The 26397-nt window shown below is 36.6% G+C and carries 24 protein-coding genes and 1 riboswitch; of the genes, 15 read left to right on the plus strand and 9 right to left on the minus strand.

The features are described from left to right. The first annotated feature begins 480 nt into the window (after positions 1 to 480). Both ACQ4QH_RS01030 and ACQ4QH_RS01035 read left to right on the plus strand, forming a co-directional pair. Complete coding sequence (locus tag ACQ4QH_RS01030) at positions 481 to 759, plus strand: DUF2089 family protein (protein ID WP_439818947.1); 279 nt, start codon at positions 481 to 483, stop codon at positions 757 to 759. Next, on the plus strand, positions 752 to 1033 hold the full coding sequence (locus tag ACQ4QH_RS01035; protein WP_439818948.1) for a hypothetical protein: 282 nt from the start codon (positions 752 to 754) through the stop codon (positions 1031 to 1033). The genes ACQ4QH_RS01030 and ACQ4QH_RS01035 overlap by 8 nt, the downstream gene beginning before the upstream one ends. A 105-nt stretch (positions 1034 to 1138) precedes the next feature. On the opposite strand, the gene ACQ4QH_RS01040 is transcribed toward ACQ4QH_RS01035, so the two are convergent. The 5 genes from ACQ4QH_RS01040 to ACQ4QH_RS01060 form a co-directional block, all read right to left on the minus strand. After that, positions 1139 to 1639, minus strand: coding sequence for a GNAT family N-acetyltransferase (locus ACQ4QH_RS01040; RefSeq protein ID WP_439818949.1), 501 nt, complete (start codon positions 1637 to 1639; stop codon positions 1139 to 1141). 54 nt (positions 1640 to 1693) lie between these two features. After that, the gene (locus tag ACQ4QH_RS01045; RefSeq protein WP_439818950.1) at positions 1694 to 2065 is read right to left on the minus strand and encodes a hypothetical protein; all 372 of its coding nucleotides are present in this window, start codon (positions 2063 to 2065) and stop codon (positions 1694 to 1696) included. Between the two features lie 291 nt (positions 2066 to 2356). After that, on the minus strand, positions 2357 to 2779 hold the full coding sequence (locus ACQ4QH_RS01050) for a cytidine deaminase family protein (protein ID WP_439818951.1): 423 nt from the start codon (positions 2777 to 2779) through the stop codon (positions 2357 to 2359). Positions 2780 to 2940: 161 nt separating this feature from the next. Beyond that, the gene (locus ACQ4QH_RS01055; RefSeq protein WP_439818952.1) at positions 2941 to 3660 is read right to left on the minus strand and encodes an alpha/beta hydrolase; all 720 of its coding nucleotides are present in this window, start codon (positions 3658 to 3660) and stop codon (positions 2941 to 2943) included. Between the two features lie 53 nt (positions 3661 to 3713). Continuing rightward, positions 3714 to 4622 (minus strand): ArsR/SmtB family transcription factor, encoded by a 909-nt coding sequence (locus ACQ4QH_RS01060; protein ID WP_439818953.1) that lies wholly within the window; start codon positions 4620 to 4622, stop codon positions 3714 to 3716. A gap of 217 nt (positions 4623 to 4839) precedes the next feature. On the opposite strand from ACQ4QH_RS01060, the gene ACQ4QH_RS01065 reads away from it, so the two are divergent. From ACQ4QH_RS01065 to ACQ4QH_RS01090, 6 genes are read left to right on the plus strand one after another with little or no spacing between them, the layout of a single operon-like run. Next, complete coding sequence (locus ACQ4QH_RS01065; protein WP_439818954.1) at positions 4840 to 6102, plus strand: extracellular solute-binding protein; 1263 nt, start codon at positions 4840 to 4842, stop codon at positions 6100 to 6102. 30 nt (positions 6103 to 6132) lie between these two features. Further along, complete coding sequence (locus tag ACQ4QH_RS01070) at positions 6133 to 7056, plus strand: carbohydrate ABC transporter permease (protein ID WP_439818955.1); 924 nt, start codon at positions 6133 to 6135, stop codon at positions 7054 to 7056. A 20-nt stretch (positions 7057 to 7076) separates the two neighbouring features. Beyond that, a complete protein-coding gene (locus ACQ4QH_RS01075) occupies positions 7077 to 7919 on the plus strand; it encodes a carbohydrate ABC transporter permease (protein WP_040761081.1) in 843 nt (280 codons plus the stop codon). 9 nt (positions 7920 to 7928) lie between these two features. Then, the gene (locus ACQ4QH_RS01080; protein ID WP_439818956.1) at positions 7929 to 8300 is read left to right on the plus strand and encodes a hypothetical protein; all 372 of its coding nucleotides are present in this window, start codon (positions 7929 to 7931) and stop codon (positions 8298 to 8300) included. Between the two features lie 18 nt (positions 8301 to 8318). Further along, on the plus strand, positions 8319 to 10160 hold the full coding sequence (locus ACQ4QH_RS01085; RefSeq protein WP_439818957.1) for a glycoside hydrolase family 2 protein: 1842 nt from the start codon (positions 8319 to 8321) through the stop codon (positions 10158 to 10160). A 49-nt stretch (positions 10161 to 10209) separates the two neighbouring features. After that, positions 10210 to 11316, plus strand: coding sequence for an ABC transporter ATP-binding protein (locus ACQ4QH_RS01090; RefSeq protein WP_277380163.1), 1107 nt, complete (start codon positions 10210 to 10212; stop codon positions 11314 to 11316). Positions 11317 to 11406: 90 nt separating this feature from the next. Here the strand turns inward: ACQ4QH_RS01090 and ACQ4QH_RS01095 are convergent, their stop codons facing one another. Beyond that, a complete protein-coding gene (locus ACQ4QH_RS01095; RefSeq protein ID WP_439818958.1) occupies positions 11407 to 12417 on the minus strand; it encodes a LacI family DNA-binding transcriptional regulator in 1011 nt (336 codons plus the stop codon). Positions 12418 to 12538: 121 nt separating this feature from the next. Between ACQ4QH_RS01095 and ACQ4QH_RS01100 the strand changes: the two genes are divergently transcribed. The 7 genes from ACQ4QH_RS01100 (at position 12539) to ACQ4QH_RS01130 (ending at position 23534) form a co-directional block, all read left to right on the plus strand. Then, on the plus strand, positions 12539 to 14584 hold the full coding sequence (locus ACQ4QH_RS01100) for a beta-galactosidase (RefSeq protein ID WP_439818959.1): 2046 nt from the start codon (positions 12539 to 12541) through the stop codon (positions 14582 to 14584). 14 nt (positions 14585 to 14598) lie between these two features. Continuing rightward, a complete protein-coding gene (locus ACQ4QH_RS01105) occupies positions 14599 to 16500 on the plus strand; it encodes a glycoside-pentoside-hexuronide (GPH):cation symporter (protein WP_439818960.1) in 1902 nt (633 codons plus the stop codon). Positions 16501 to 16668: 168 nt separating this feature from the next. Continuing rightward, entirely contained in the window at positions 16669 to 18198 is a 1530-nt protein-coding gene (locus tag ACQ4QH_RS01110) for a hypothetical protein (protein ID WP_439818961.1), read from the plus strand. Positions 18199 to 18282: 84 nt separating this feature from the next. Then, positions 18283 to 18370: riboswitch (SAM riboswitch) on the plus strand. A 92-nt stretch (positions 18371 to 18462) separates the two neighbouring features. Further along, positions 18463 to 19656 carry a methionine adenosyltransferase gene (gene metK / locus ACQ4QH_RS01115; RefSeq protein WP_439818962.1) on the plus strand — a complete coding sequence of 398 codons (1194 nt, stop codon included), beginning with the start codon at positions 18463 to 18465 and terminating at the stop codon, positions 19654 to 19656. Positions 19657 to 19779: 123 nt separating this feature from the next. Next, positions 19780 to 20418 carry an NAD(P)-dependent oxidoreductase gene (locus ACQ4QH_RS01120; protein WP_439818963.1) on the plus strand — a complete coding sequence of 213 codons (639 nt, stop codon included), beginning with the start codon at positions 19780 to 19782 and terminating at the stop codon, positions 20416 to 20418. Positions 20419 to 20983: 565 nt separating this feature from the next. After that, positions 20984 to 22804 carry a pyruvate oxidase gene (gene spxB / locus ACQ4QH_RS01125; RefSeq protein ID WP_439818964.1) on the plus strand — a complete coding sequence of 607 codons (1821 nt, stop codon included), beginning with the start codon at positions 20984 to 20986 and terminating at the stop codon, positions 22802 to 22804. A gap of 184 nt (positions 22805 to 22988) precedes the next feature. Further along, positions 22989 to 23534 (plus strand): C39 family peptidase, encoded by a 546-nt coding sequence (locus ACQ4QH_RS01130; RefSeq protein WP_439818965.1) that lies wholly within the window; start codon positions 22989 to 22991, stop codon positions 23532 to 23534. Positions 23535 to 23595: 61 nt separating this feature from the next. Here the strand turns inward: ACQ4QH_RS01130 and ACQ4QH_RS01135 are convergent, their stop codons facing one another. From ACQ4QH_RS01135 to ACQ4QH_RS01145, 3 genes are all read right to left on the minus strand, one after another. Beyond that, a complete protein-coding gene (locus tag ACQ4QH_RS01135; RefSeq protein WP_439818966.1) occupies positions 23596 to 24663 on the minus strand; it encodes a hypothetical protein in 1068 nt (355 codons plus the stop codon). Between the two features lie 174 nt (positions 24664 to 24837). Next, the gene (locus tag ACQ4QH_RS01140; RefSeq protein WP_439818967.1) at positions 24838 to 25719 is read right to left on the minus strand and encodes a class II fructose-bisphosphate aldolase; all 882 of its coding nucleotides are present in this window, start codon (positions 25717 to 25719) and stop codon (positions 24838 to 24840) included. 3 nt (positions 25720 to 25722) lie between these two features. Then, positions 25723 to 26289, minus strand: a complete 567-nt coding sequence (locus ACQ4QH_RS01145; protein WP_439818968.1) for a 5' nucleotidase, NT5C type — start codon at positions 26287 to 26289, stop codon at positions 25723 to 25725. Positions 26290 to 26397 lie beyond the last annotated feature (108 nt).

A 26397-nucleotide genomic window follows, 5' to 3' on the forward strand; every position in this document is an offset into this window, starting at 1 on the left:
TTGTACTGGCGTTGATGTAAATTGTAAGCGTTTACTTTAAAAAGTTCAATAATCGTCTATTGCTCATTATTGTAATATCTACAAGGAGTTGAGTGTTCAAATATTATTTAGTAAACTATGCTACTGTTAAGAAGTTTTGATACACATATATATAATAATTTTGAGATTATACTTTATGAAAAATTGGTAACCTTTATTTCTGGTCTTATCTGTACTTTAAATTACTATTCATTCTTAAATATTTGGCCCTTAACATAGTTACGACTCTCCCAGAACCGTATTTAATTGAGACTTCAGTCATACCATATAAAACCATCCGTTAAACGGGTGGTTTTTATTTATCACGGTTCTATCAAGTGCATTTTATGATGTAAATTCAAATTAAATTAGTCAAAAAATTAAAAATGTTGTTATATGTTTACATTTATCATTAATAATGTTAATTTATAATAAACAATATTTAAAAAGGAGGGAGAGAGTATGAATTGGTTTTTAGCATTAGATCAAGTTGACCAAGAGTTTGTTAAACAGTTCGTGCATGCTTCGGGGTCTCTAAAACAATTAGCAAAGGTGTATCAAGTAAGCTATCCGACTGTCAGAATGCGTTTGAATAAAATTATTCAAAAAATTGATTTAATTGAACAAAATGATAAAAGTACCTTTGAAACCAAAATCATGCAATTGGTGATCGATGAAAAATTATCGTTAGATTTAGCAAAACAAATTATTAGAGATTTTAAGGAGGAAAAACATGAGTGATTTTAAAGGAGTTTTAATGGGTATGTTGGTTGTGGCAATCCTTTATGTTTTAGATAGGTATTTACCAAAATGGTTTGGAGCAATTCCAGGAATTGCTTTCCTGTTATTGATGGTTTATATCATTTTCACTAAAGATCAATCATTACTAACAAAACTAACAGTGTTGATTGTGGGGGAAGCAATTTTAAACAGTATTTGGTTTGAGACACTGGAAGGGCGGAAAAAGAAAGCTAGTAAAGAAATTGAAAAAATGAAAGCTAAAGATTTGTCATGAAAATAATAACCCATTTAAGGGGGCAATCTAAAATCATAAATTGAATATAATGCAAAAACTCCCAAAGAAGTGGTGTTCTTAGGGAGTGATTTTTAGATAATAGGTCTATTTTAAATAGATACTCATTGCTTGTTCCTTGATTTCTCCTAGCTTTGACTTATCTATTCTAGGATTTCCAATTGTTTTGAATCTCATTTTTTCATAGAAGCATATAGCGGGCATATTATTATAAAGCACCCATAGAAAAACAGAATGGTAACCATATTGCCTTAAGTTATTTAATGCCTGTTTTAGAAGTTGTGAACCAGCTCCTATATGTTGGTATTCAGGATCGATATATATTGAATATACCTCACCGTAGTTCGAGAACATATCGGATCTTGATGGTCCAAAGCTACAAACACCAATTATCTTTAAATCGTTTTCTGCAATAAGGGTATTTTGCCATCTTGTTTGTGGTGACCAAGTATGTTCGTTTAATTGCGTAAGTAAATTTTGTGGCAATAAATTTTTATAAGCACTTTTCCAAGTTTTTAAATATAGCTTGGAAATTTCAGAAAAGTTTTCGTTTTTTCGACATGGTCTAATAGTTATGCTTTTAGTCATTGAAACTCACCTCATTCGCCATAAAAACACAGCTAATTTGTTTTCAGAATAATTTTATCTATTGTTTTTTGAGTCAATTAAATTCATGATCAAGCTCATCATTGCGGCTATGAAAATGGCTACGGCACCAGTAACAATGAAAGACGTATAATTAACATAGCTACCATCAAAGAACATTTCAACTGAAAGATAGGTAAATATTACTAGAAAGGCTGCAAAAAATCTGACATACTTAGAGTGAAATAACTTGGTTATTATCCAAGAAATCAAGTAGAATCCGGCAACAAAAAATACTGAATCAATGTCATTAAATATTGGATGATGTTGAATGACATTTAGAAGTATTTTAAACAGAGCTATCAAAACTGTTATAAAAATTAAAAAATACGAGGGATTATTTTTCAATAAATCATCAAATTTTTTCATTCATGTTCACCCTCTTTCCACGTTTTAACATAATTACTTTGATATTAAGTATCATAAAAAATGACTAATTATGCAAAGAATGTGTTTGTGTGGGATACTGGTGAGATTTAGAAACCAGTATCCGTTTATTGGAACAACGGTTAATAAAATTTGTTATTAATCTTGATAACAAACAAATTCACCCATTAACTTCTGTATGGTTAATGGGTGAATTTTTATCAAGGATTGAAAAGGTCAAGTACTAGTTAACCCAATCCATGTATAACTTGCTATGAAACTACTTTGCAATGACTATGATTGACGAGATAATCCCCACCAATTTGGTATTAATTTTTCTAAAGTAGTGGTCTCTTTATTTTCATAATCGACTAATATTTCAGTGTCTTTATTTTTTGAATCCAGTTGCATTAGAAATTCGCGACATGCGCCACAAGGTAAGCTGTTATTTTCATCTGCAACCGGTGCCTCATCTCTAAAAGCGATTAGGCGTTTGATATGAGTTTGGCCACTGTTAGTGTACATATTAAGTGCTGCTACTCGTTCTGCACATAAGTTACATACACCACTACAACTTTCGATACAAAAGCCGGTAAAAATTTGACCATTTTCGGCTTCAATGGCACTAACAACGTTATGTGCGTAAATAAAGGGTGTGACATCCTCTGGATGGTATTCTTTCTTTGCTGCTGTATACATTTGTTCCCATATATCCATTACTATTTCCCCACGACATTAAAATATTTCTAACAACTCAAATGATTCTTTTATCATGTTAGTTAACCATGATTTTATCATAATAAAAAATATATAGTTCCACATGGTATCAATACTAAGAAATTTTTTGCCTGCATAATCTTTCTTAGTTAATCATTCGGTTATAAAGGTAACCAAGCAAAAACTTTTTTAATTTCATCATCCCAGAAAAACCAATCATGATCGCCAAGTGTGACTGAATATGTTTCATTGATGTCTAATGAATTCATGAAATTAGTGAAATCATCATTGGCAGCACGCATAAAATCTTGATCACCAATTGATCGATACCACTGCATCGCTTGTAATTGCTCTTTTGGTGCAGCCAGTGCTAAATCTTCTAGATAGCTTTCCGGTAATTTTGGACCAAACACACGTGAAATATCAGACATAATCGGAATGATATCACGCAAATTAACAGCAGGAGATAGTGCTGCAACTGCACTAAACCACTCGGGATGACTGAAAGCCATCTTTAATGCGCCAAAACCACCCATAGAATTTCCCACCACAAAGTTTTGCTTGCGTGAAGTGCTTAGTGGGAACATATGCCGTATTTCCGGCATAAATTCTTCAGTTAAATAAGTCCAATATGGTAAACCATTGGCTTCATCCATGTAAAAACTACGATTAACATTTGGCATAATCACCGCCACTTGATATTGCATGGCGAGATTTTCAATACTTGTAAAACGTTCCCAACACGTACCGTTTTCCCCTAGTCCATGTAGTAACCAAATGGTAGGTAATGGCTTGTTCGGTAAGACATCTGGCAAGATAACGCTAGCCTTTAAGTGTTCTTGTAAAGTTGTTGAAAAGTGTGTGATGTGAATTAAAGTCATTATTTCCCCCCTAAAATACTTTAATTATATTTAAAAATAAATGATAGTTCGATTTACTCAGAATAATAGACGTTAGCTTTGATATTTTGACGATGATTACCAAAGTGTTCACCGAAAAGGGTTAAACCACCATAAGTATCTTTTTCGATTGGCAAAACGGACATTTTTAAAGCTAGTCGATTACTGTCAGATAAATGTAAATCACTGATTTTAACATCTGAAATACTCTTACTGTCAACAGAAGTATCTAGTTCGCCAATCCGAAGATGTTTGAGTAGGCCATACTGACTAAATTTTTCTGGCCACCAGTCAGGCGTGTAGTTTCCTTGCACATCAGAATAATTACCCGGCAACTCAGTCTCACCAACAAAGGTATCGTTAATCCAAAATCCGATTTTCGAATGCCAATTATTATTAGATAGTGGGAATTCACTCGCCATTTCTAACTCAAATTCAATCATCTCAATTTTACCGTCCGCAGGTAACTCGTTTGGAATGATATATTCAATTGTTCCTTGTGTGAACCACAAGATTTGTGAACGAAAGCGTTCGACTGAAAAAAAGGCATTAACGTCATCCATGCTCGCAATCAGTGCGTTTTCAGATGCTAAACCACAAGAGGGCATGACTTGGTTAATGGCAAAGTAATTACCAATAGGAATATCATAAGTTTTTTTATAATACTCAGGGAATATTTTTTGTGGAAAATGAATATTAATCTGATCAATGTTCATAGTTGGGTAGCTTTTTCGATTATCAGCATCCTTCTTAAAGCTAATAATATTGGCTTTTTCTAAAATATGTAAATTTTTAGAGATAGCCGCTTTACTGATGTTCATTCTTTGAGCTAATTCTGTAGCGGTAATTGTTTCGCTAGAAATGATTTCGAGAATTTCTAGTCTGACCTCAGAATCTAAGGCTTGATATACACGCAAAGAATTTGGACTAATATCGATGTCCATGTAATTACCTCCGTTATAAAATCCGTTAACTTTTGCGTTAATTATTATAAAGCCGATTATCCGTCTAAAGGTGATAGTTGTCAATATAATTAACCGCTTTCAATACTGTTTCAATAGCATTGACAGCGCTTTCATAAAGAGTGATAATTCAGTCATTGGGATGGTTAATAATAATGTTAATCATTTAACAATGTAGATTTATTAAGAGGGGTTATTTATGAAAAAGGCACAAATTTTTGGGGCAACAATTGCGTCATTTTGCCTATCATTTGGGCTAACAGAAGTGTTTAATCCAGTAATTCATGCAGATTCCAACAAAGAAATTGTTTTTTGGAATCCATTCACTGGGCCGGATGGTACAAGTATGCAAAAGTTAGTGAATCAATATAATAAGACGAATCCTGAGTATAAAGTGAAGAATGTTTCACTGACTGAGTCAGATATGTATTCAAAGATTCCTACTATTGTTAATTCTAAGAAGGGGGTTCCCGATTTACAAATTGTGCACGTAGAGCGTATTAAGGATTATGTGCATAATGGGTTACTCGATGACTACAATCCTTACTTAGGTGATTTTTCTGATATTAATAAATCAAATTATGTACCTGAAGCGTGGAAAAACGGTGCCTACCAAGGCAAACGATATGGCGTACCACTAGACATACATACAACCTTCATGTATTACAACAAAAGTTTAGTTAAAAAGTATGCACCACATGCACTTGATGACAATATTGTGACTTTTGATGAAATTAAAGTGGCTGGTGAGAAGTCACAAAAAGATGGCATCACTGGTCTGGGGTTAACATGGTGGAAGCCAAGTTTCTTATCATTGTACGGGCAGTTAGGTGGTGAACTAACAAAGGATGGCAAGAATCCAAATTTAGATAATAAAAAGTCTCGACAGGTTATCCAATTATACAAGGGGTTACATGATCAAAAAGTGACATCTCAAGACGGTCAAGATCCAATGCAATTGTTCTTAACGAATAAAGAAATCTTTTTCCCAGAAGGTATTTGGATGAATAATCAAATTAAAGAATCTGATGTCAAATACGGGGTAACGAATGCACCACAATTATCAGATGATCCTGACAAAATGGTCAACTGGTCATCAAGTCACCAATTTGTGTTATTAAAGCAACCTAAGCGTGATAAAGCAAAGACTGAAGCAACGTTACAGTTTATTAGCTGGGTGCGTACACATTCATTAGAGTGGGCAAAGGCTGGACAAAATCCAGCAACATTGGCCATTACTAAGGATAAAGAATATCAAAAGATGCAACAATCATTCTTGTTGACTGATAAGACTGAACAAAAATCATTACGGATATTTAATTATCGTTATAACGGTTACTTAGCTGATTACTTAGATCGATATGCCTATGATGCAGTCTTTGGCAAGACAAGTATTTCAAGTTATTTGAATAAGCTACAAAATACTGTACAAGACGAAGTTGATGCACAAATGGCAGATTAGTCAAAATATATTGATAGGAGTGAAACACAAATGGCAGATATTCCTTTTAAGTCGGGAAGTACTAGTACGGATCGAAAAAAGTCGCGGCGCTCTCATGGGAAAAGCCTTCCGATATTGTATTTGCTACCGCATTTAGTTATTTTCACAATATTCTTTTTTGTTCCACTGATTTTTGGAATCTACGTTGCGTTTACAAAATGGGACTTGGTTCGGGCACCTGTATTTGTCGGTTTTGATAATTTCAAAACGATATTGTTCTCAAATTCAATATTTCATGACCAATTAACTAGTGGTTTATGGCACACGATATTGTTCGTGTTGATTTCGGTCCCATTCTGTATTTTAGTACCACTGCTATTGGCGGTTGTGCTAAATACAAAACCAGCGTTCGCAAAATTTTTCCAAGGATTGTTCTACTTACCAAGTCTATTTTCAATCTCAGCGGTTGTGATTGTTTGGTCACTAATCTTCAACCCTAACTATGGTCCATTGAATACATTATTCCATTTGAATCAAGTTTGGACAGGAACGCAACCATGGGCATGGATGACGATTGTTATTTTGACCGTTTGGTGGACAATTGGTGGCAATATGATTATCTACCAAGCGGCCTTAAATGGTATTCCACAAGACTACTACGAAGCAGCAGATATTGATGGTGCTTCACGTTGGAAGAAATTTATTCACATTACGTTACCAAGTATTCGTGGACAATTGTTATTTACGATTGTGACAACGACTATTGCGCAATTTAACATTTATGGACAACCACTAATGATGACAAATGGTGGACCAAACGGATCAACGACTGTATTGATGATGAATGTGCAACAAAACGCCTTTGGATCTGGACAATCGTTGGCTGGTATCTCATCAGCGATGGCGGTCATCTTAGGTATCTGTATAACAATCGTTTCAATGGTTCAATTATTTCTTCTAAGAAATAAAGATTAATGCGGGAAGGTGAGAAGATCATGAAAAATAAGAAACAAGGGTCAGTTCAGTGGTTATCGCTCATTTTCCTAATTGTATTAGGAATTGTTTGGGTGACACCATTATTGTATGGTGTCATGTCATCATTCAAGAGTAACCTTGAAATGCAATCAGTTGGGTTTAAGTTCTTACCTATTCATTGGATATTTACTAATTACACACGTTTACTAGAAAACACGGCTAATACACCAGTCTTTCGCTGGTTCCTAAACTCAATCGTTATTTCTGGTGGGTCAACGATTTTGGTATTAGTCGTCACATCGCTTTCAGCATTTGCGTTTTCACGCTTACGCTTTCGTGGTCGCAATGCCTTGTTCATGTTCCTGCTATCAACAATGATGTTCCCAGCAGTGATGAACATTATTCCACTCTATAAAATTATGACAACACTAGGTTGGGCAAACACACCATGGGCGATGATTTTCCCAGCAGCGACAGGGGTATTTAATATTTTCCTAATTCGACAATTTATGGATAACATCCCCATTGCGTATGATGAAGCCGCACGAATTGATGGTGCCAGTGATTGGCAGATCTTTAGAATTGTTATTCTACCATTGATTAAGCCAGTTTTGTTCGTGGTTGCGCTATTTACCTTTACGGGAACATGGAATGACTTTCTGTGGCCATCAATTGTGTTCTCAGATATTAACAAGATGCCAATTACGCCAGGGCTAAAGTTATTGCAAGGTATGTATGTTGCGGATATTCCAACATTAATGGCAGGTGCTATTATTGCAATTATTCCAACATTCATCCTATACCTGGTTGCGCAGAAGTACTTCTTGCAATCAATGTCCTTGTCAGTAGGTGTGAAAGGATAGTCGTTGAATATGTTAGATAAGAAATGGGATAAAAGATTATTGATTATTTGTGCAGCTTGGCAATTTATCGATGGTGCACTCACAATTGTTTTAGGCTTTTTGAATATGACAAAAATGAATGACATCGGTAAATTGGTACCAATTAGTTCATTTAATGGCCTAATTGGCACGATGTTCATCTTAGCTGGATTAACGAATTTATTAATTGCCTATTATTTCTTGTCACAAAAAGAAATTAACAAGTGGATCATGCCAATTTTAGTGACTGAAATTATTATTTCGTACTTCTGTATGGATATCATTGCAGTCGGTACCTTGGTGCCAGCCACAATTATCATTAGTTTAAAGAAAAAAAGACAAAAATTAGCAAATATGCAGTAAAAGAAAGTGAGAAAAAGTATGTACCGTACAGAATACCCTGAACCGCAATTTCAAAGAGAACATTGGTTAAATCTAAATGGCACTTGGCAGTTTGACTTTGATGACCAAGATTTAGGTGTTAAAGAAGATTGGTATCAACAACATGATTTTAACCAGACAATTGAAGTGCCATTTGTTTATCAAACTAAATTGAGTGGTATCGATGATCAAAGTGAACATGGTGTTGTCTGGTACCAACGTCACTTTACCGTAGATGCTTCAGCTGATGAAGCAACAATCTTGCATTTTGGAGCCGTTGATTTTGAAACAGATGTTTGGGTTGATGAGCAACACATTGGTACGCATGTGGGTGGACATACTAGTTTCTCTTTTGACATCACTGACCATGTTAAGGCTGGTGAAGATCATGTCTTAACGGTTCGTGCTAAAGATTCGGTTCGTGATGAAGAGCTCACGCGCGGCAAGCAAAATTGGACAGGCGAAAGTGCGGGTATTTGGTATACCAATACTACTGGTATTTGGCAAACCGTTTGGTTAGAAATGAAGCCACTAACTAGTTTAGCAACGGTTAAATATGTAACAGATATTGATAAAGGCAATGTCAAAATGACTGGTGAAATTGCTAACTTTATCCCTGGTACACAAGTTGTTGCTGATATTAAATTTAAAGACCAACAATTAGCTAAAGTTGCCATTTATCCGGAAGAAAGTTCATTTGAGTTAAGTGTTAATGTGTTAGGAAAACATATATTCCGAATGGGATATCACAACGAAGGCTGGTTATGGTCACCGGAACACCCTAATCTATTTACCGTTGATTTTGAAACGACAGCACCAGATGCACAAACGGACCATGTATCATCATACTTTGGTATGCGTAAGATCCATACTTCAAAGGGGATGGTTTACTTAAACAACCGCCCTTATTATCAAAAATTAGTTTTGGACCAAGGGTATTGGCCAGACGGTTTGTTAACTGCACCGAATGATGAAGCATTTAAAAAGGACATTACATTAGCGAAGGAAATGGGCTTTAATGGTGCAAGATTACATCAAAAAGTTGAAGATCCTCGTTTCCTATACTGGGCAGATCAACTAGGATTTATTACTTGGGGCGAATGTGCAGCAGCACCGGTCTTTACGCCTAAAGCTGAGACAACCTTGTATCAAGAATGGCTAGAGATTATCGAAAGAGATTATAACCATCCATCAATTTTGACGTGGGTACCAGTTAATGAAAGTTGGGGTGTGCCACAGGTACACATTGATCGACAACAACAACACTTTACACAAGCTTTGTACCATATGATTCATTCATTGGATTCTACCAGACTTGTACAATCTAATGATGGTTGGGCACAAACGGAAACTGATATTTGCGCCGTTCATAATTATGCGCATGGTACGAAAGATGACTTGGAAACATATGATTATTACACTGAAACATTAAGTTCATGGGAGAAAATCATTCGTAACCCGCCAGTATGGGATATTTTCGCTGATGGTTTCACTTATAAAGGGCAGCCAATCCTACTCACTGAATTTGGGGGCATTGGTTATAATAAGCAAGCACCTTCAGAAGGCTGGGGTTACACAGGGGCAAAGTCTGATGAAGAGTTCGTGAGTGAGTATCAAAGAATTATGAAGGCTGTCAGCCAATCTCATTGCTTGTATGGCATTGTCTATACGCAACTGGCCGATACAGAACAAGAAGTTAACGGACTACTAACAGTTGATCACGAACCGAAAGTCGATCCAGCAATCATCAAAAAAGCAAATGACTTTTTCATTCGTTCGTTTGTTGAAACACCACAAAAGGATCAAGAAATTGTGGATATTCTAGAAGACAACTTAGACTAGGACAACGGGTTTAATAAGAAAATTTAAAGAAGGATAGGGTGACGTTCTAATGGCTCAAATAGCACTGGATCACATTTATAAAAAATACGAGAATGCTTCAGATTATTCGGTGACTGATTTTAATTTGCAGATTAAGGATCGTGAATTTATTGTTTTCGTTGGTCCGTCAGGATGTGGTAAATCAACGACACTACGAATGATTGCTGGTTTGGAAGATATTTCAGAGGGTGAGTTGAAAATTGATGACAAAGTTGTCAATGATGAATCGCCAAAAGATCGTGATATTGCGATGGTATTCCAAAATTATGCTTTGTATCCACACATGACGGTATACGATAATATGGCATTTGGTCTTAAGATTCGTAAATATGACAAAGCTGAAATCGATAAGCGTGTGAAGGATGCGGCTGAAATTCTTGGATTAAGTGATTATCTAAAACGAAAGCCAGCCGCTTTGTCTGGTGGTCAACGGCAACGTGTTGCTTTGGGACGTTCAATTGTTCGCGACGCACCCATCTTCTTAATGGATGAGCCACTATCTAATTTGGATGCTAAGTTACGTGTATCAATGCGTGCCGAAATTGCAAAATTACATCAACGATTGAATACAACAACCATTTATGTGACTCATGATCAAACTGAAGCGATGACGATGGCTGATCGCATTGTGATTATGAAAGACGGTAAGATCCAACAAGTTGGTACACCAAAAGAAGTTTATGATAATCCAGCAAATGTATTTGTGGGTGGATTTATTGGATCACCAGCGATGAACTTCTTTAACGTTACTTTGAAGGACGATAAAATTACTGATGAAGGTGGTAATTTTGAACTAGAAGTGCCACAAGGTTGTGCCAAAGTTCTTAATGACAAGGGTTACCAAGGTAAAAAGCTAATCTTTGGTATTCGTCCTGAAGATTTACACACAGAAAATGCCTTTTTGGAAACGTTCCCTAATGCAGTTGTCTCAGCTAAAATTGTGGTTTCAGAGTTGCTTGGCGCAGAGTCACAACTATATAGCAAAATTGGTAATACAGAAGTTGTTGCCAAGGTAGACGGACGTGATTTTAAAGAAACAGGATCAGAATTGAAGCTTGGTTTTGATTTGAACCGTTCACATTTCTTCGACCCTGAAAGTGAAATAGCAGTTTATTAATTTAATAAATTATTGATTGCTTTATATAAAAGTAGCACCATGAACTTCCAATTTGATTTGGAGGACATGGTGCTACTTTTTTGTATAGGGTTATTCATGCTTTTTGAAACTGTCACGATAAATCAAAGTTGGTGTAATCAAAGTTGTTGTTTGCATTGTGCGGTTAAAGGAAATCATATCATCAAGTTTATCAAAACCAGCGGTCACTAGTTGTTTTATATCGATATGAAACGTTGTTAGTGCAGGTTGAGTATATGCAGCACTAGCGCTGTCATTGATACTGATAATTGCTAGCTTTTGAGCTAAATTAGCGTCTATTTCATTTAGTGCATTAAGTACGCCGATTGCTAGTGAATCAGAACTGATGAACAAGGCATCTAGTGGTAGGCCATTTTGCATTGCATCACCAATTATTCGACCAATTGCTAAACCACTAGACATTGTAAAATCATGGGATTGAAATAATAAATCAGCATTATATAAAGTAGCATCCGTCATAATATTTTTAAAATAATTCAAGCGACTGTCAAGCCGAACGACTTGATTATTTGGGATGTTCGTCGACCAATATTGTCCAGTGACAATACCAATATCTGTAAATTTCCGATTAATAAATAAATTTACTGCTTTTGTCGTGGCATATTCCAAATCGGGTTGGACAGAACTAAAGTATTCAGGCTCAGGATTGCCATCAATGAATATGATGTGGGAAAAATTTTGATGTAATTGTTGTAATTGAAGGGTGTCAAAGTAACCAACAGCTATAGCACCGTCATAATCTTTAGCATCTGTCGTATCCGGATTGTTCATAAATGTAATATCAATATATTCCTGATTCGCATATTCAACAATGCAGCGACGTAAATCATAATAATAAACGTCTTCGATTTCATGCTGTGGATTTAAACTGAAAAAAACTGCAATTTTATATTTCTTTTTAAGCTCTTGTGGTCGTAATGGGTAGTGTAATTTTTTGGCCGTTTCCAATATCTTGATACGTGTGCTTTCTGACACGGATAATGTTTCGTCGTGGTTTAATAACCGTGAAACGGTGCTTTGAGAAAAGCCTGCAACTAGTGCAATTTCTTTAATTGATGTCATGGCTGCATTCCTTTATAAATTATTGGTAAATAATTTTACTAACTAACACTATATCAGTTTAAGAAAACGCTTACAATAAAAGTTGTCATTGAAATTGTTAAAAAGATACTAGAGGTTAAAGATGAAAGAAAGAACATCGTTCGGACATGGTGGCGATTATAATCCTGAACAATGGCTAGACCATCCGGAAATTATTGCACAAGATTTTGAATATTTTAAGAAAGCACATATCAATACCATAACGGTTGGCATTTTTTCATGGGCACAATTGGAGCCAAGTGAAGGAATTTACCAATTCGATTGGTTGGATGATGTTTTTGATCGGGCAGAAAAGCAAGATATAAATGTGATTTTAGCAACGCCAAGTGGTGCACGTCCACGTTGGATAGCTGAGAATTATCCGGAAGTACTCCGAGTTGATGAAAATGGGCAACGAAATTTATTTGGTGAACGGCATAATCATTGTTATACCAGTCCGGCTTATCGAGAAAAAGTTCAAACAATCGATAATAAATTAGCGGAGCGATATGGAAAGCGTAAGAACTTAGTACTATGGCACGTTTCTAATGAATTTGGTGGGGCATGTTATTGTGATCTGTGCCAGAATGCTTTTCGTACTTGGCTAAAACAGAAGTATCAGACATTAGAAAATTTGAATAAAGCTTATTGGGCAACATTTTGGAGTCACACATATACGAGTTGGAATCAAGTCGTTGCACCATCTCCTCGTGGCGATCAAAACTTATTGGGCTTGAATTTAGACTGGCATCGTTTTGTTTCAGATCAAACGATTAATTTTTATGAAGTTGAGGCAAAGGTACTCCGAGAAGTAACCCCGAATATTAAAATCACAACAAACTTTATGGGTGGTAACCCTGATGATGAGCATGTTTTCTTTGATTTAAACTATCAAGATTTTGCTAAGCATGTGGATGTTGTTAGCTGGGATTCGTATCCAAGTTGGGGAACGGATGCAAAAAGTTCAGTTGAGTTGGCCATGAATACAGCAGCGATGAATGATGTCATGCGTAGTTTAAAGCACGATAATTACATGATTATGGAGAGTACACCGTCACAAGTGAACTGGCATCCTTTTAACCGTCCCAAAGCACCAGGTATGCATCGCATGGGGGCTTTACAAGAAGTGTCTCATGGGGCCAATGCAATTAATTATTTCCAGTTGCACCAATCACGTGGTTCATCGGAAATGTTCCATGGTGCCGTAATTGGCCATGATTTACGTGATGATACACGTATTTTTAAAGAAGTTTCGCAAGTTGGTGAGAATTTAAACCAGTTGCAACCAGCTTTAAATACGAAGGCTCATCAACCGAAAGTGGCTATTGTGTATGATTATGACAATATGTGGGCATTAAATGATGTTCGTAATTATGCTGCTGAAACAATTAAATATTGGCGAACAATTCAGGAACATTATCGATATTTCTGGGAACAAGATGTACCAGTTGAATTTATTAGCACAACTGATGATTTAACAGCCTATAAGTTGGTGATTGATCCGATGCACTTTATGATGACTGAGGAATTTGCTAACAAATTACGAGCGTATGTAGCGCAGGGGGGAACCATTGTTGGTACTTATATTACGGGTCAAGTTGATGAACGGTATCTTGCCTATCTAGGTGGTTGGCCAAAAGCGCTACGTGATGTTTATGGTGTTGATCCGCTTGAAACAGATACATTATATCCAACGCAACAAGTAGTAGTAGCAGATGGACAGAAAAAATTCCAAGCACACGATTACGCAACCGTATTGTCAGTTGATCATGCAATAGCAATTGCTAACTATGCGAGTGAATGGTACGCTGAAACGCCTGCAATAACACAAAATCAATATGGGAATGGTCAAGCATATTATATTGGTACACGTTTTGACAGTGATTTTATGGTAGCTTTTTATGACACATTGGTGACGCAATTAGACTTGAAAGAAGCAAATCTTATCCATAAAACGGATGCAGCGATTCATATTAATGTGCGTCTTAATGAACAAAAAATTTATTATTTTGTTACTAACTTCAGTGATGAAGAAAAAACAATTACGGTTAATACACCGATGCGGGATTTGCTAACAGGCATGGTTATTAGCATTGGAACATATGATGTGGCAGCGTATGACACGAAAGTATTGGTTGAAGAAGGTTAATAGAGGAAATTATTATGAGTAAGATTAGTTATAAGGAGCGCATTGGGTTTGCGTTAGGTAACCTAGGGCATTCAGCTTTTTATGGGGCATTGAGTACATATTTTATTGTGTATGTGACGTCAGGAATGTTTGCGGGTGTTGAAAAGTCAATTGCTAATAAGCTGATTGGTTTAATTACGACGCTTGTTGTTATTATTCGTTTAGCAGAAGTCGTTTTAGATCCAATTTTAGGTAACATTGTTGATAATACACGAACTAAATATGGTAAGTTCAAGCCTTGGCTTTTAATTGGTACGATTGTTAGTGCAATTTTGTTGGTTATTTGTTTTACTGGTATATTTGGATTATCAAAGGTTAATTGGCTATTGTTTGCAATTGCCTTTGTCATTATTTTCGTTGCTTTAGATATTTTCTATTCGTTTAGTGATGTGGCTTATTGGGGGATGGTACCAGCTATTTCCGAAAACAGTCAAGAACGTGGCGTTTTCACTGTTCTAGGTAGTTTTACTGGAACAATTGGTTGGAATGGTTTAACCATCATTGTTGTGCCAATTACAACCTACTTTACTTACCTAGCAACTGGTAAGCATGAACAAGGAAGTGCCGGTTGGCTAGCGTTTGCCATTATCATTTCTGTATTGGCTGTCCTTTGCGCACTTGCTACAGCATGGGGAACCAGAGAGAAAAATAATATTATCCGTGATTCAGCCAACCAAGATAAGACATCAATTAAGGATGTCTTTGTGGGAATTGCTAAGAATGATCAGATGCTCTGGACGTCATTGGCTTATCTGATGTACTCTGTTGCTTACGTTGCCACTAATGGTGTATTATTCTACTACTTTAAATTTGTTCTTGATAAACCAAATCAATTTTGGATTGCTGGTGTCGTAGCCACAATTGTCAGTTTCTTCACAGCACCACTTTATGGTGTTCTAAATAAATTTATTCCACGTAAAGTGTTGTATTCTGTGGGTCAGATTGCAATGATTTTGTCATATATTATCTTCTTAACGGCACATGACAATCCAACGTTAATTACAATTGGACTAGTATTATTTAACTTTAACTATGCACAATTAGTGACTGTGTTAACGTTGACTGATGCGATTGAATACGGACAATTACGTAATGGTATCCGAAATGAAGCGGTGACATTGTCAATTCGACCATTGTTGGATAAAATTTCAGGTGCATTCTCTAATGGTATTGTTGGTTTTATTGCTGTGGCAGCAGGTATGACAGGTTCTGCAACTGCTAAGGATATGACATCAAGTAATGTCCATACTTTTGAGTTGTTCTCATTTTACACACCATTAACATTGGCAGCATTAGCTTTAATTATTTTTTTGTGGAAAGTAAAGCTATCTGAAAAAGTGCATGCTGAAGTTGTTGATCAGCTGGAAGCAAAACTAGCAACTGAAAATATTGATATGCCTGTGGATACAAACGCAATTCAACATCAAGCCATTATTGCACCAGCTGATGGACATTTAACAGCATTGAAAACATTAAAGCAAACAAATCAAGATTTGTCTTTGTTCCATGGTATCGGCTATGCAATTGAACCAACAAAGGGCGAAGTTTATGCACCATTTGATGGTAAAGTTCGTTTTACTTTCTCGACGCAACATGCATTTGGTATTGAATCTGATAATGGTTTGTCAGCTATTATTCATGTGGGTATTGGTACTGTTAACTTGCGGGGTGAAGGATTTAATTTGCACTTTGTTGATGGACAAGAAATTCATCGAGGTGACTTGTTAATGACCTTTGATCGAGATATTATTCGTGATAATGGATATGATGACACAATTATTATGTTCTTTGTTGATCCTAAACGAATTGAAAAGTTCGAAGTAAATAGTGGCACCATTAAACATGGTGATGACTTGCAGCCAGTTACATTTAAATAAACTAATTTCAAAAAGTGAAGCTAATTCTTAAGAACAAGCTTCACTTTTTTTGAAATAAAGCAAAGCTAATTTTTTAACCTTTGTATAATTTTGTGTCATGAAAAATATTGTTTTTCGAAACGAAACAAAGTAACATTTGACTATAATTATCTGATGAAAGGTTACTTTATGAAACTTAATAAACAACACATAACAGAGAAGAAAGAGCAAGTAGTCACTGATATAAAGAGCTTTGAGAGTTTTGTAAAAAAGATTTATACCGGTGATAGTTTATTATCCCGCCAGCAATTGATTAAATTGACCCAAAACAGTCAAATCATGCTAAGACCCTTACAATCACAATTGGATGATAAATTACCTACGCGACCATTTAATTTAAGTTTAATTCGCTATAAAAATGATTTACGGGTACGACAATTGCAGGTCGTTTTGCCAACTGGTGAAGTAACCAACATTCAAAAATTTTTAAAGCAATTGAATTTATTATTATTAGGTCAAATTGTGGAAAGTGATTTCTATCAAAATATTGAAGTAACTGTGGTTTCCAATGTGAAGGTAGAAACAGCTGACAAAATAAAACGAGCCAATCAATCGTTGAAACAACGTATTCGACAATTAACTGATGTAAAAATACAATTGACGGAGCAATATGACTGTACCCAAGTAAAGTTGGAACAGCAATCAAAACAATTGATTATTAGAGAAAAACAGAATGAGGAATTACAAACAAAGATTAAACAGCTTGAACAGACAATTCGGGATTGTCAATTTGAATTTGAAAAGCAAAAAACAGAGATGAGAGCTCTTCGTGAACAAATTAGAATTAAACAGACAAAACAAAATCGTCAAAAAGTAGTCAAGCAGATTTCAAATGTTAAACATGTTTGTCCAAAATTAGATGATAAATCTTTCAAAGAAGAAATTGCATCCTTAAAACAAAAATTCTCAGAAGTGCAGCAGGAATTACGTTTGTATAAGAAACGACGTCATCATGAGTTGCCACTTAGCCGTTCAGAGAGAATTCGACAGTTAACAAGTGAATTAAATTTTGCATGTGTTGAAGATTATCACCCACTACTTCGACTGGTGCATAAGTATAATGAATTAATTGCGGAAGATTTAACCTTATGGCAGCAAATACAAGGTCATTTTGAAAAAAATAATGAACTCTGGCGATTTATTGATCAAAACGGGCAAAAGTATGCATTGTCTGATATATCTTTAAATGGCATTACACAAGATTCGCTGACAACAAACTATTATTACTCTGCTCGACAACGTTCTGATACGGGATATGTGATGATGATTCGTCAGCTAAACAAGCGTGTCATTGATCATCAACCGACACAGGAGGAAACCGAAACTATTAGTCCAATACTATGCTTAAAGAAGCAGGTGTTGATTATTTCTTGGTGGGGTGAGACCGTTAAAAATGCTACAAAAAAGTTAAATCATTTAGGTATCAATGTTGTCTGGTTAGATCCATCAGATGTTAGTAATGATAAAATTATGCATGAAATGCAAAAAACGTACTATGATTTTGTACTAATTGTCATGCGTGGTGCGCATCATGAAACAGTTACTGCAGCGCATCGTCTGCGACGCTTGGGTAGACAAATTAAGGTTGCAAATAATCCTGGGGCAAGTGCAATGTTTGATTATGTGAGTGGTGCATTGGGACTAGCTGATGAATTATAGCTAGGGACACTTACTAAAAATAACTTGCAGAATAATAAAAAAATCAGTATTATAGGTTAAGTATTAAAAAGTAAATAACTCGACATCCTATCAAGAGTCAGGGAGGGACTAGACCCCATGAGCTGACACCAACTACCGTAACGGTGATGTGGTAATTTCTAGCAGATAGGCGCATATCGACTAAACCCCGACGTGCCGCCTATGTGTGGTCGTCGGGGTTATTTATTTTGATTTTCGTTACGTAAAGGAGATATTTAATAAATCATGTCAGAAAAGCGTTTATTTACGTCAGAATCCGTTTCAGAAGGTCACCCAGATAAAGTGTCTGATCAAATTTCAGATGCCATTTTGGATGCCGTTCTAAAAGAAGATCCACAAGCACGAACAGCCGTTGAAACATCTGTTACGACCGGATACGTTAATGTATTTGGTGAGGTATCAACGACCGCATATGTGAATATTAATGATATTGTACGTAAGACCTTGAAGCGCATTGGGTATGATGATCCTGATGCTGGTTTCTTGGCTGATGACATTCATGTGGGGATTACAATTGATGAGCAATCACCAGATATTGCCCAAGGTGTTGATTCAGCTATTGAGCAACGTGAGGATGGTGGTGTTGATCCGCTTGACCAAATTGGTGCTGGTGATCAAGGTTTGATGTTTGGTTTTGCAACCAACGAAACTGATGAATATCTACCACTATCAGTTGTTTTGTCGCATAAGTTAGTTAAGAAACAAGCTGATGTTCGACGTGCAGGTATTTTGGATTACCTATTGCCTGATGCAAAGGCGCAAGTAACTGTTGAACTTGATGAAAATGATAAGCCAATTCGTATTGATACGGTTGTTTTGTCAACACAGCACCGTGCATCAGTATCATTGGAACAATTACGTCGTGACGTACGTGAGTTAATTATCAAGCCAATCCTTCCTGCAGATATGGTTGATGATGAGACACGTTATTTGATCAACCCAACTGGTCGTTTCGTTATTGGTGGACCTAAGGGTGATGCTGGTATGACGGGTCGTAAGGTAATCGTTGATACATACGGTGGTTATGCACGTCATGGTGGTGGGGCTTTCTCTGGAAAAGACGCTACCAAGGTTGACCGTTCAGCTGCTTATGCAACGCGCCATATTGCCAAGAACATCGTTGCCGCTGGCTTAGCTGAAAAGGTCGAAATTCAGGTTGCCTATGCCATTGGTGTTGCTGCCCCAGTTTCAGTGAACGTTGAGACGTTTGGTACTGGTAAGGTATCTGATGATGACTTGGTTGCTGCCATTCGTGATTTGTTTGAATTGCGTCCAGCTGGAATTATTGAAGACTTAGATTTGCGTAAGCCACGTTATGAAGCAACTGCTGCCTACGGTCACTTTGGTCGTCCTGAATTGGATTTGCCTTGGGAGCGTTTGGACAAGGTTGATGCATTGAAGGCATATTTTAATAAATAAATTATGATAAAAAGAGCTGTGAAAATTGATTTCACGGCTCTTTTTCTATAATTAGCATTAGTTTTAATGCTAAAATAATTTAAAGAGTATACAACATATTAGCAAAAAAGGTAGGTGAATTTAATGCAAATTACAGTTTTTGGCGCAAGTGGTAAAACTGGTAGGCAAGTTGTTCAGCAAGCTTTGAATCGTGGTTATCAGGTGGTTGCTTATGTTAGAGAAGCAGCAAAATTAACTTTGACCGATTCGAATTTAAAAGTTATCGAAGGACAGTTAGATGATTTAAATATGGTTAAACAAGCAATTTCAGGCAGTCAAGCTGTTGTCAGTGCCTTGGGTCCCACAGGCAAGCCAGAGAGTGATCAACAAATCAGTTTGGGAATCGCAAATATTTTAACTGCACTAGAAGAACTTGGTATCAAACGTTTTGTGGCGTTATCAACAACTAGTGCACAGGATGCACTTGATATTGATAGCACAAAATTTAAATTAAGACGGACAATGATTCGAAAAGGTAGTCCGAGTTCTTATGAATCAATTGTTAAATATACGGAGTTAGTACGTCAATCTGACTGTGATTGGACGCTACTTAGAATTGCATCGCTATTAACTAATAAACCATTAAATAAAAGCGTGCACGTTGGATATTTGGGCAAGGATAAATTACAGTCTAAACTATCGCGAGCTAACCTAGCTTGGTACATGTTAGAACAGTTAGATAGCACAGAATTTGTGCATCAGGCACCAGCAATTAGTGACTAAATTCAAGTGATGGTGTAGATAACAAATACCAGTAAAAAGCATCAAGTTAATAGTTGAAGTGCCGGAAAAAGTTAGACATTTAAATAAACCGAGACCTGTTTCCAATATGTAACTGGAGCAGATCCTTTTGTTTTGGGATAAATTTCACTAGTTAATGATTATATATTTTGGGCAATTTTACATAATTTCAGAGATTGTGAAAAAAATTAAGATGAAACTTCATGAACATTGTTTTAACAATATTTGAATGTTTTGTGAAGTTGTTCATTAATTATTAGTCATAAATTTATGAAATAAATTTGAAGATAAAAAGGAATTTTTTTATAAATTAAACATTTTTTCTAACATAATAATATAATACGAAATAATTATAATATATTGTATTTGGTTAGAATTAGTTTACAATAGTGTTTAATTTGAAAGAATCTCTGTATATGCTTTTATATTATATTGATTTATTTTATAAAAATAAGCTTGACATTATACTACTACTTAAAATATAATTTTATTTGGTAAAAGTAAGAAAGCGTTTCCAAAACGCAAACATGTAGGGAGATATGTTGAAATGTCAGAGAACAAAACAACTGCTGGTTTAGCAGCTTTGAAGGTTATGGAAGGTTGGGGTGTTCACACTGTATACGGTGTGCCATCCGGAACATTGAGTGGATTCATGGATGCGATGGGAAATCCTGAAAACAACATCAAGTTCTTGCAAGTTAAGCACGAAGAAGTTGGTGCCATGGCCGCAGTTATGCAATGGAAGTTTGGCGGTAAGATCGGTGTTACTGTTGGATCAGGTGGACCTGGTGCAACTCACTTGATTAACGGTTTGTACGATGCAGCAATGGATAACGTTCCTGTATTGGCAATCTTGGGTTCAAAGCCAGTTCGTGAATTGAACATGGACTCATTCCAAGAATTGAACCAAAACCCAATGTATGAAAACATTGCGGTTTATAACCGTCGTGTTGCTACTGCAGAGCAACTACCTCACTTGATTGATGATGCCATCCGTACTGCCATCGCTAAGCATGGTGTAGCAGTTCTTGAAGTTCCTGCTGACTTTGGATTTGCAGAGTTAGATGCAGATTCAATCTATTCAACACCATTGTATTCTTCAGGACTAAAGTTCAAGAACTACAAGTCAGCACCAGTTGATGCAGCAGATATTGACGAAGCTGTAGAACTATTGAACCAAGCAAAGCGTCCAGTTATTTATGCTGGTGTTGGTACTATGGGACATGGTCCAGCTGTTCAAGAATTGGCTCGTAAGATCAAGGCACCTGTTATTACAACAGGAAAGAACTTTGAAACTTTCGACTGGGACTTCGAAGCTTTGACTGGATCAACATTCCGTGTTGGTTGGAAGCCAGCTAACGAATCTGTTCTTGAAGCAGATACTGTATTGTTCGTTGGAACAAACTTCCCATTCTCAGAAGTTGAAGGTACATTCCGTAACGTTGAAAAGTTCATCCAAATTGATAACAACCCAGCTATGCTAGGAAAGCGTCACCAAACTGACGTTGCTATCCTTGGCGATGCCGGTGAAGCAATTGATGCAATCATTGCAAAGGTTGCACCTGTTGAAGAATCAGCTTGGTGGAACGCTAACATTAAGAACGTTCAAAACTGGCGTGACTACATGAACAAACTTGAGCAAAAGACTGAAGGTGATCTTCAAGCTTACCAAATTTACAATGCTATTAACAAGTACGCTGCAGAAGATGCTATCTTCTCGACTGATGTTGGTAACGTTACACAAATGTCAATCCGTCACTTGCACATGACACCAAAGAACATGTGGCGTACTTCACCATTGTTCGCCACAATGGGTATTGGTTTGCCAGGTGGTATTGGTGCCAAGAACACTTACCCAGATCGTCAAGTTTGGAACTTGATGGGTGATGGTGCCTTCTCAATGACTTACCCAGATGTTGTGACAAACGTTCGCTACAACATGCCAGTTATCAACGTTGTGTTCACAAACACTGAGTACGGTTTCATCAAGAACAAGTATGAGGATACTAATACTTACAACTTCGGTGTTGACTTTACTGATGTTGATTACGCTAAGATCGGTGAGGCACAAGGTGCTGTTGGTTTGACGGTTAGCCGTATCGAAGATATCGATCGTGTCATGAAGGAAGCTGTTGATTACTACAACCAAGGTCGTGTTGTTGTTATCGATGCTAAGATCACTAAGGATCGTCCAATTCCTGTTGAGACATTGAAGCTTGATACTAACTTGTACAGCGAAGATATTGTTAAGTCTTACAAGGAAAAGTACGAAGCTGAAGAGCTTGTACCATTCCGCGAGTTCCTTGAAGCTGAAGGTCTAACTTCAAAGTACATCAAAGAAGACAATGGTAACAAGTTTAGTTTCTAATTAAATGAATGCAAAAAGTACCATTAGCACTATGCTGATGGTACTTTTTTTCTGGCATAAAATTCATTAGTCTTTTTATAGTTAATAAAATTATAAGCAAGGTATAATAAATTTATTGATATAAAAATAAATTTAGCCGATGAAGTGGCTAAATAGATAGCTGGTAGAAAATTTGAAAAATCTAGTGAAAAGCTATAGCCTGACTGTCAGGAAACAGTTAAAAGCACAAGGGTTGAATGATAACTTCATTTTGCAAACTGATGAACGATGGGCTAATGAAACTTATGGCTGGGGAAAAGATGCGACTGTCGGTAACAACGCATGCGCTATTGCTTCATTAGCAATGATTAATGCTTATTGGCAACATACACCATTAACGATTAATCAAGTGCTTAATTGGGCGGGAAACGACTATTTTACAGATGCAGGCACCTTGTGGTCTATTTTTCCTGCTTTTGCAGAAAAGTATGGTTATAAGTATAAGAATCTTGGGACGAACGTTAAGGATGCATTACCATACCTAAAAAACAACGTGCCAGTGCTCATTTCTGTGAAACCTGGTCGATTTACAACAGTTGGGCACATCATGGTTCTAACGCACGCAGATGATGAATATATTCGGCTGTTGGACCCTAATGATAATGAAAACAAGAATCATGCCTTAACGTCATTTTCAAAGGAAGCAGTTCAAAAGGAATTACGGCATATTTGGGTGTTTATAGGGGAATAAAAAAACTTGTGCAGTTGTATAGCTGCACAAGTTTTTTTAGAATGCTCATAGCGTTTATATTTTAAAACTTTATCTCTGAAACATACGTTAGTTTCCTATGATAATCTAACTCAATGAAATCGGTTGGTTGCACATGACCAGGTTCTTTATCAAAATAGGTCGCATCAGCAATTTGCAACATGGTATAAACAAATTGTGAGCAAAACATGATGTTACGACGCATCGAATGTTTTGTTACTAAGCCCAGTATGTTATAGGCGCTACCCGTCTGATTAATTTGTTTAATGGTATCGATGACTTTTCGTTTTTGAGCAACTGACACTGGGAGACGATAAATTAACACTGATGCATCAGCTTTTTTATGGAAGGCATGAATCATTTCAGGATTTAAGCCAGGCGGATAGACACGTTCACCACCATTGTAGCTAATGATAGTTGTTAAGTCGGCATCGAAGCTAAGTGAAGCGTGATTAAATTGCTTTTGTGTGAATAAACCAATCAGTTCACTGGCAGCACTACCTGTGTTTGAAATGATGATGTAAAGACCGGGGTCTGTTAGAGATTGTTCAGCCTTTTGAAAATAATCATTGTCTAAAGACCCATTATTCACATATCGGATGGCACTGTGACGGTTTAAATCACTAAAAATTTCTTGGAGATTATGCATCGACAGCGTATGCCGGAATTTCCCAAATGTATTAACTGATTGGTGAATACGTTTTTGATGACGCTTCATCTGTGAAAAAGTAATTGTGCTAACTTCTTCAACTGAAGGCAAATAAAAAGATGTATTTTTTGCGTAAATAACAATATCTTCCAGTAAAAATGGCAGTGGTAATGTTGCTGCTGCAATAAAGTGCAGTAGCGGTTGATGTGTTCCTTGATTTGAGAAAACAACACTAGTATAAAAAACAAGCTGCAGAATTAGTGTAATGGTGTAACTAATTAATAGGATGATTTTCAGACCGAGTGAATAGGGCACCATTGTAAATAGTTTAATCACTAGGAATACGAAAATAAAAATGGCAGTGAGAATAAATAAAGGTAGGGTACCAAATAGTGTGATTATCAACAGTAGGCAGGTCGTTATAACCCAAAGGAATCGTTGATAATTAAGAATGTTATTCATAGAGATGAGTTGTCCTTTTAATTTGGTGTGATGCCTGAAACTAACTAAACAATATACTACCTTAGCTAGTCGTAAAATAGTAGATTTAATTATGTTGATCCGCAAAAAAACAAGCTATCTTACTGGCAAATTTTTAGTCAGTGGTAGCTTGTTTAACTGCTAGTATTTTATTGACTAGGCGTGGTTAGCGCTGCCAAACACAGCGATGCGATCTACTAGCGCATTCTCAATGGCTTTGACACCAGTTGCAAGTAACTTACGTGGGTCGTAGTTCTTACCTTCTAAGTCATGATCAGCCAGAATGAAATCACGCAATGCTTGATGGAAAGCTAATTGGGCTTCGGTATTAACATTAACCTTTGAAACACCCATCGAAATTGCTGTTCGAATTTGATCATCAGGGACGCCTGAACCACCATGCAAGACTACGGGTACTTTATAACCAGCAGCTTTATCAATGGCCGTTGTAATCTTTTGCAAATGATCAAGGTGAAGACCTTGCCAAGTATCTGGGTAAGGTCCATGAATGTTACCGATACCAGCTGCTAAGAAGTCAATACCAGTTTCTACCATAGCAATTGTTTCTTCAACTGGTGCAATTTCACCATTGCCGATAATACCATCTTCTTCGCCACCAATCGTACCAACTTCGGCTTCTACCGAGATACCTTTAGCATGCGCCAAGGCAACGATTTCACGTGTCTTGGCTAGGTTTTCCTCTAATGGTAGATGAGAGCCATCAAACATTACGGATGTAAATCCGGCAGCGATGGCAGATTTTGCAGCTTCATAGTCACCATGATCAAGATGAATCGCAATTGGTACGGTGATGTTTAACTCATGGTCCAAATTACGGATTAAGTCAGCAACAGTTTTGAAACCGCCCATATACTTAATGGCACCCATTGAAGCAGCGACAATTGTTGGTGCTTGTTGTGCTTGTGCAACACGTAAAATGGCTTCTGTCCACTCAAGATTGTTGGTGTTAAATGCACCGACAGCATATCCTGATAAACGAGCTTTTGAAACAACATCTTTTCCTGAAACAATAGTCATTTTTTATTCCCAACTTTCTTTTTTAAATTCTGTGGTTGCATGACGCAATGCGTATTGGTTTTGTTTATTCGCATATGCGATATCGTCACGCAGAGAACCCTTGTTTGAATTGGCGATACTAATCAAAAAAGGAACCAGTTCTGCGGTCCATACAAGTCGATTATCGTAGCCGTATTGTAGCCAAAAACTATCTATTTTGGCATCATCCCAATCACTGGCACCATGATAAGGACGATCGTCTAATAATAGGCTATCTGGCATTTTTACTAAATTCTTTTGATGCGTTAAGACAACCTTTTTGTAAAAAGGACTGTCTGCATCATTACCGAAGTACTCGGTTAGCCAGTTGATTTTATCTTGCCAAGAACTAGGGTTTTCCCAAGGCGCAGTGGAAAGAATATATAAATCAAAGTAATTGGCTAATTCTTTGACACCTTCTATTGCACCAGGTAATGGTTTTAGGTGGCGGAAGATGCCAGGAACTTGGTCTGGTTTTTTAACGTTATATTTTTGGACATTTTGACTTTCAGCATTTAATACAGGCAAAGTATCAACAAGTGTATTGTCCATATCGATAAATAATTTTTTGATAAAAGCCCCTCTTTTCTGCGTGATATGTAATGACATGACGCAAGATGAGTATACAGCCAAAATATGAGTAATACAAGGCGATTTTTT

This window comes from Weissella paramesenteroides (assembly GCF_051903945.1).
GTDB classification, from domain to species: Bacteria; Bacillota; Bacilli; order Lactobacillales; family Lactobacillaceae; genus Weissella; species Weissella paramesenteroides_A.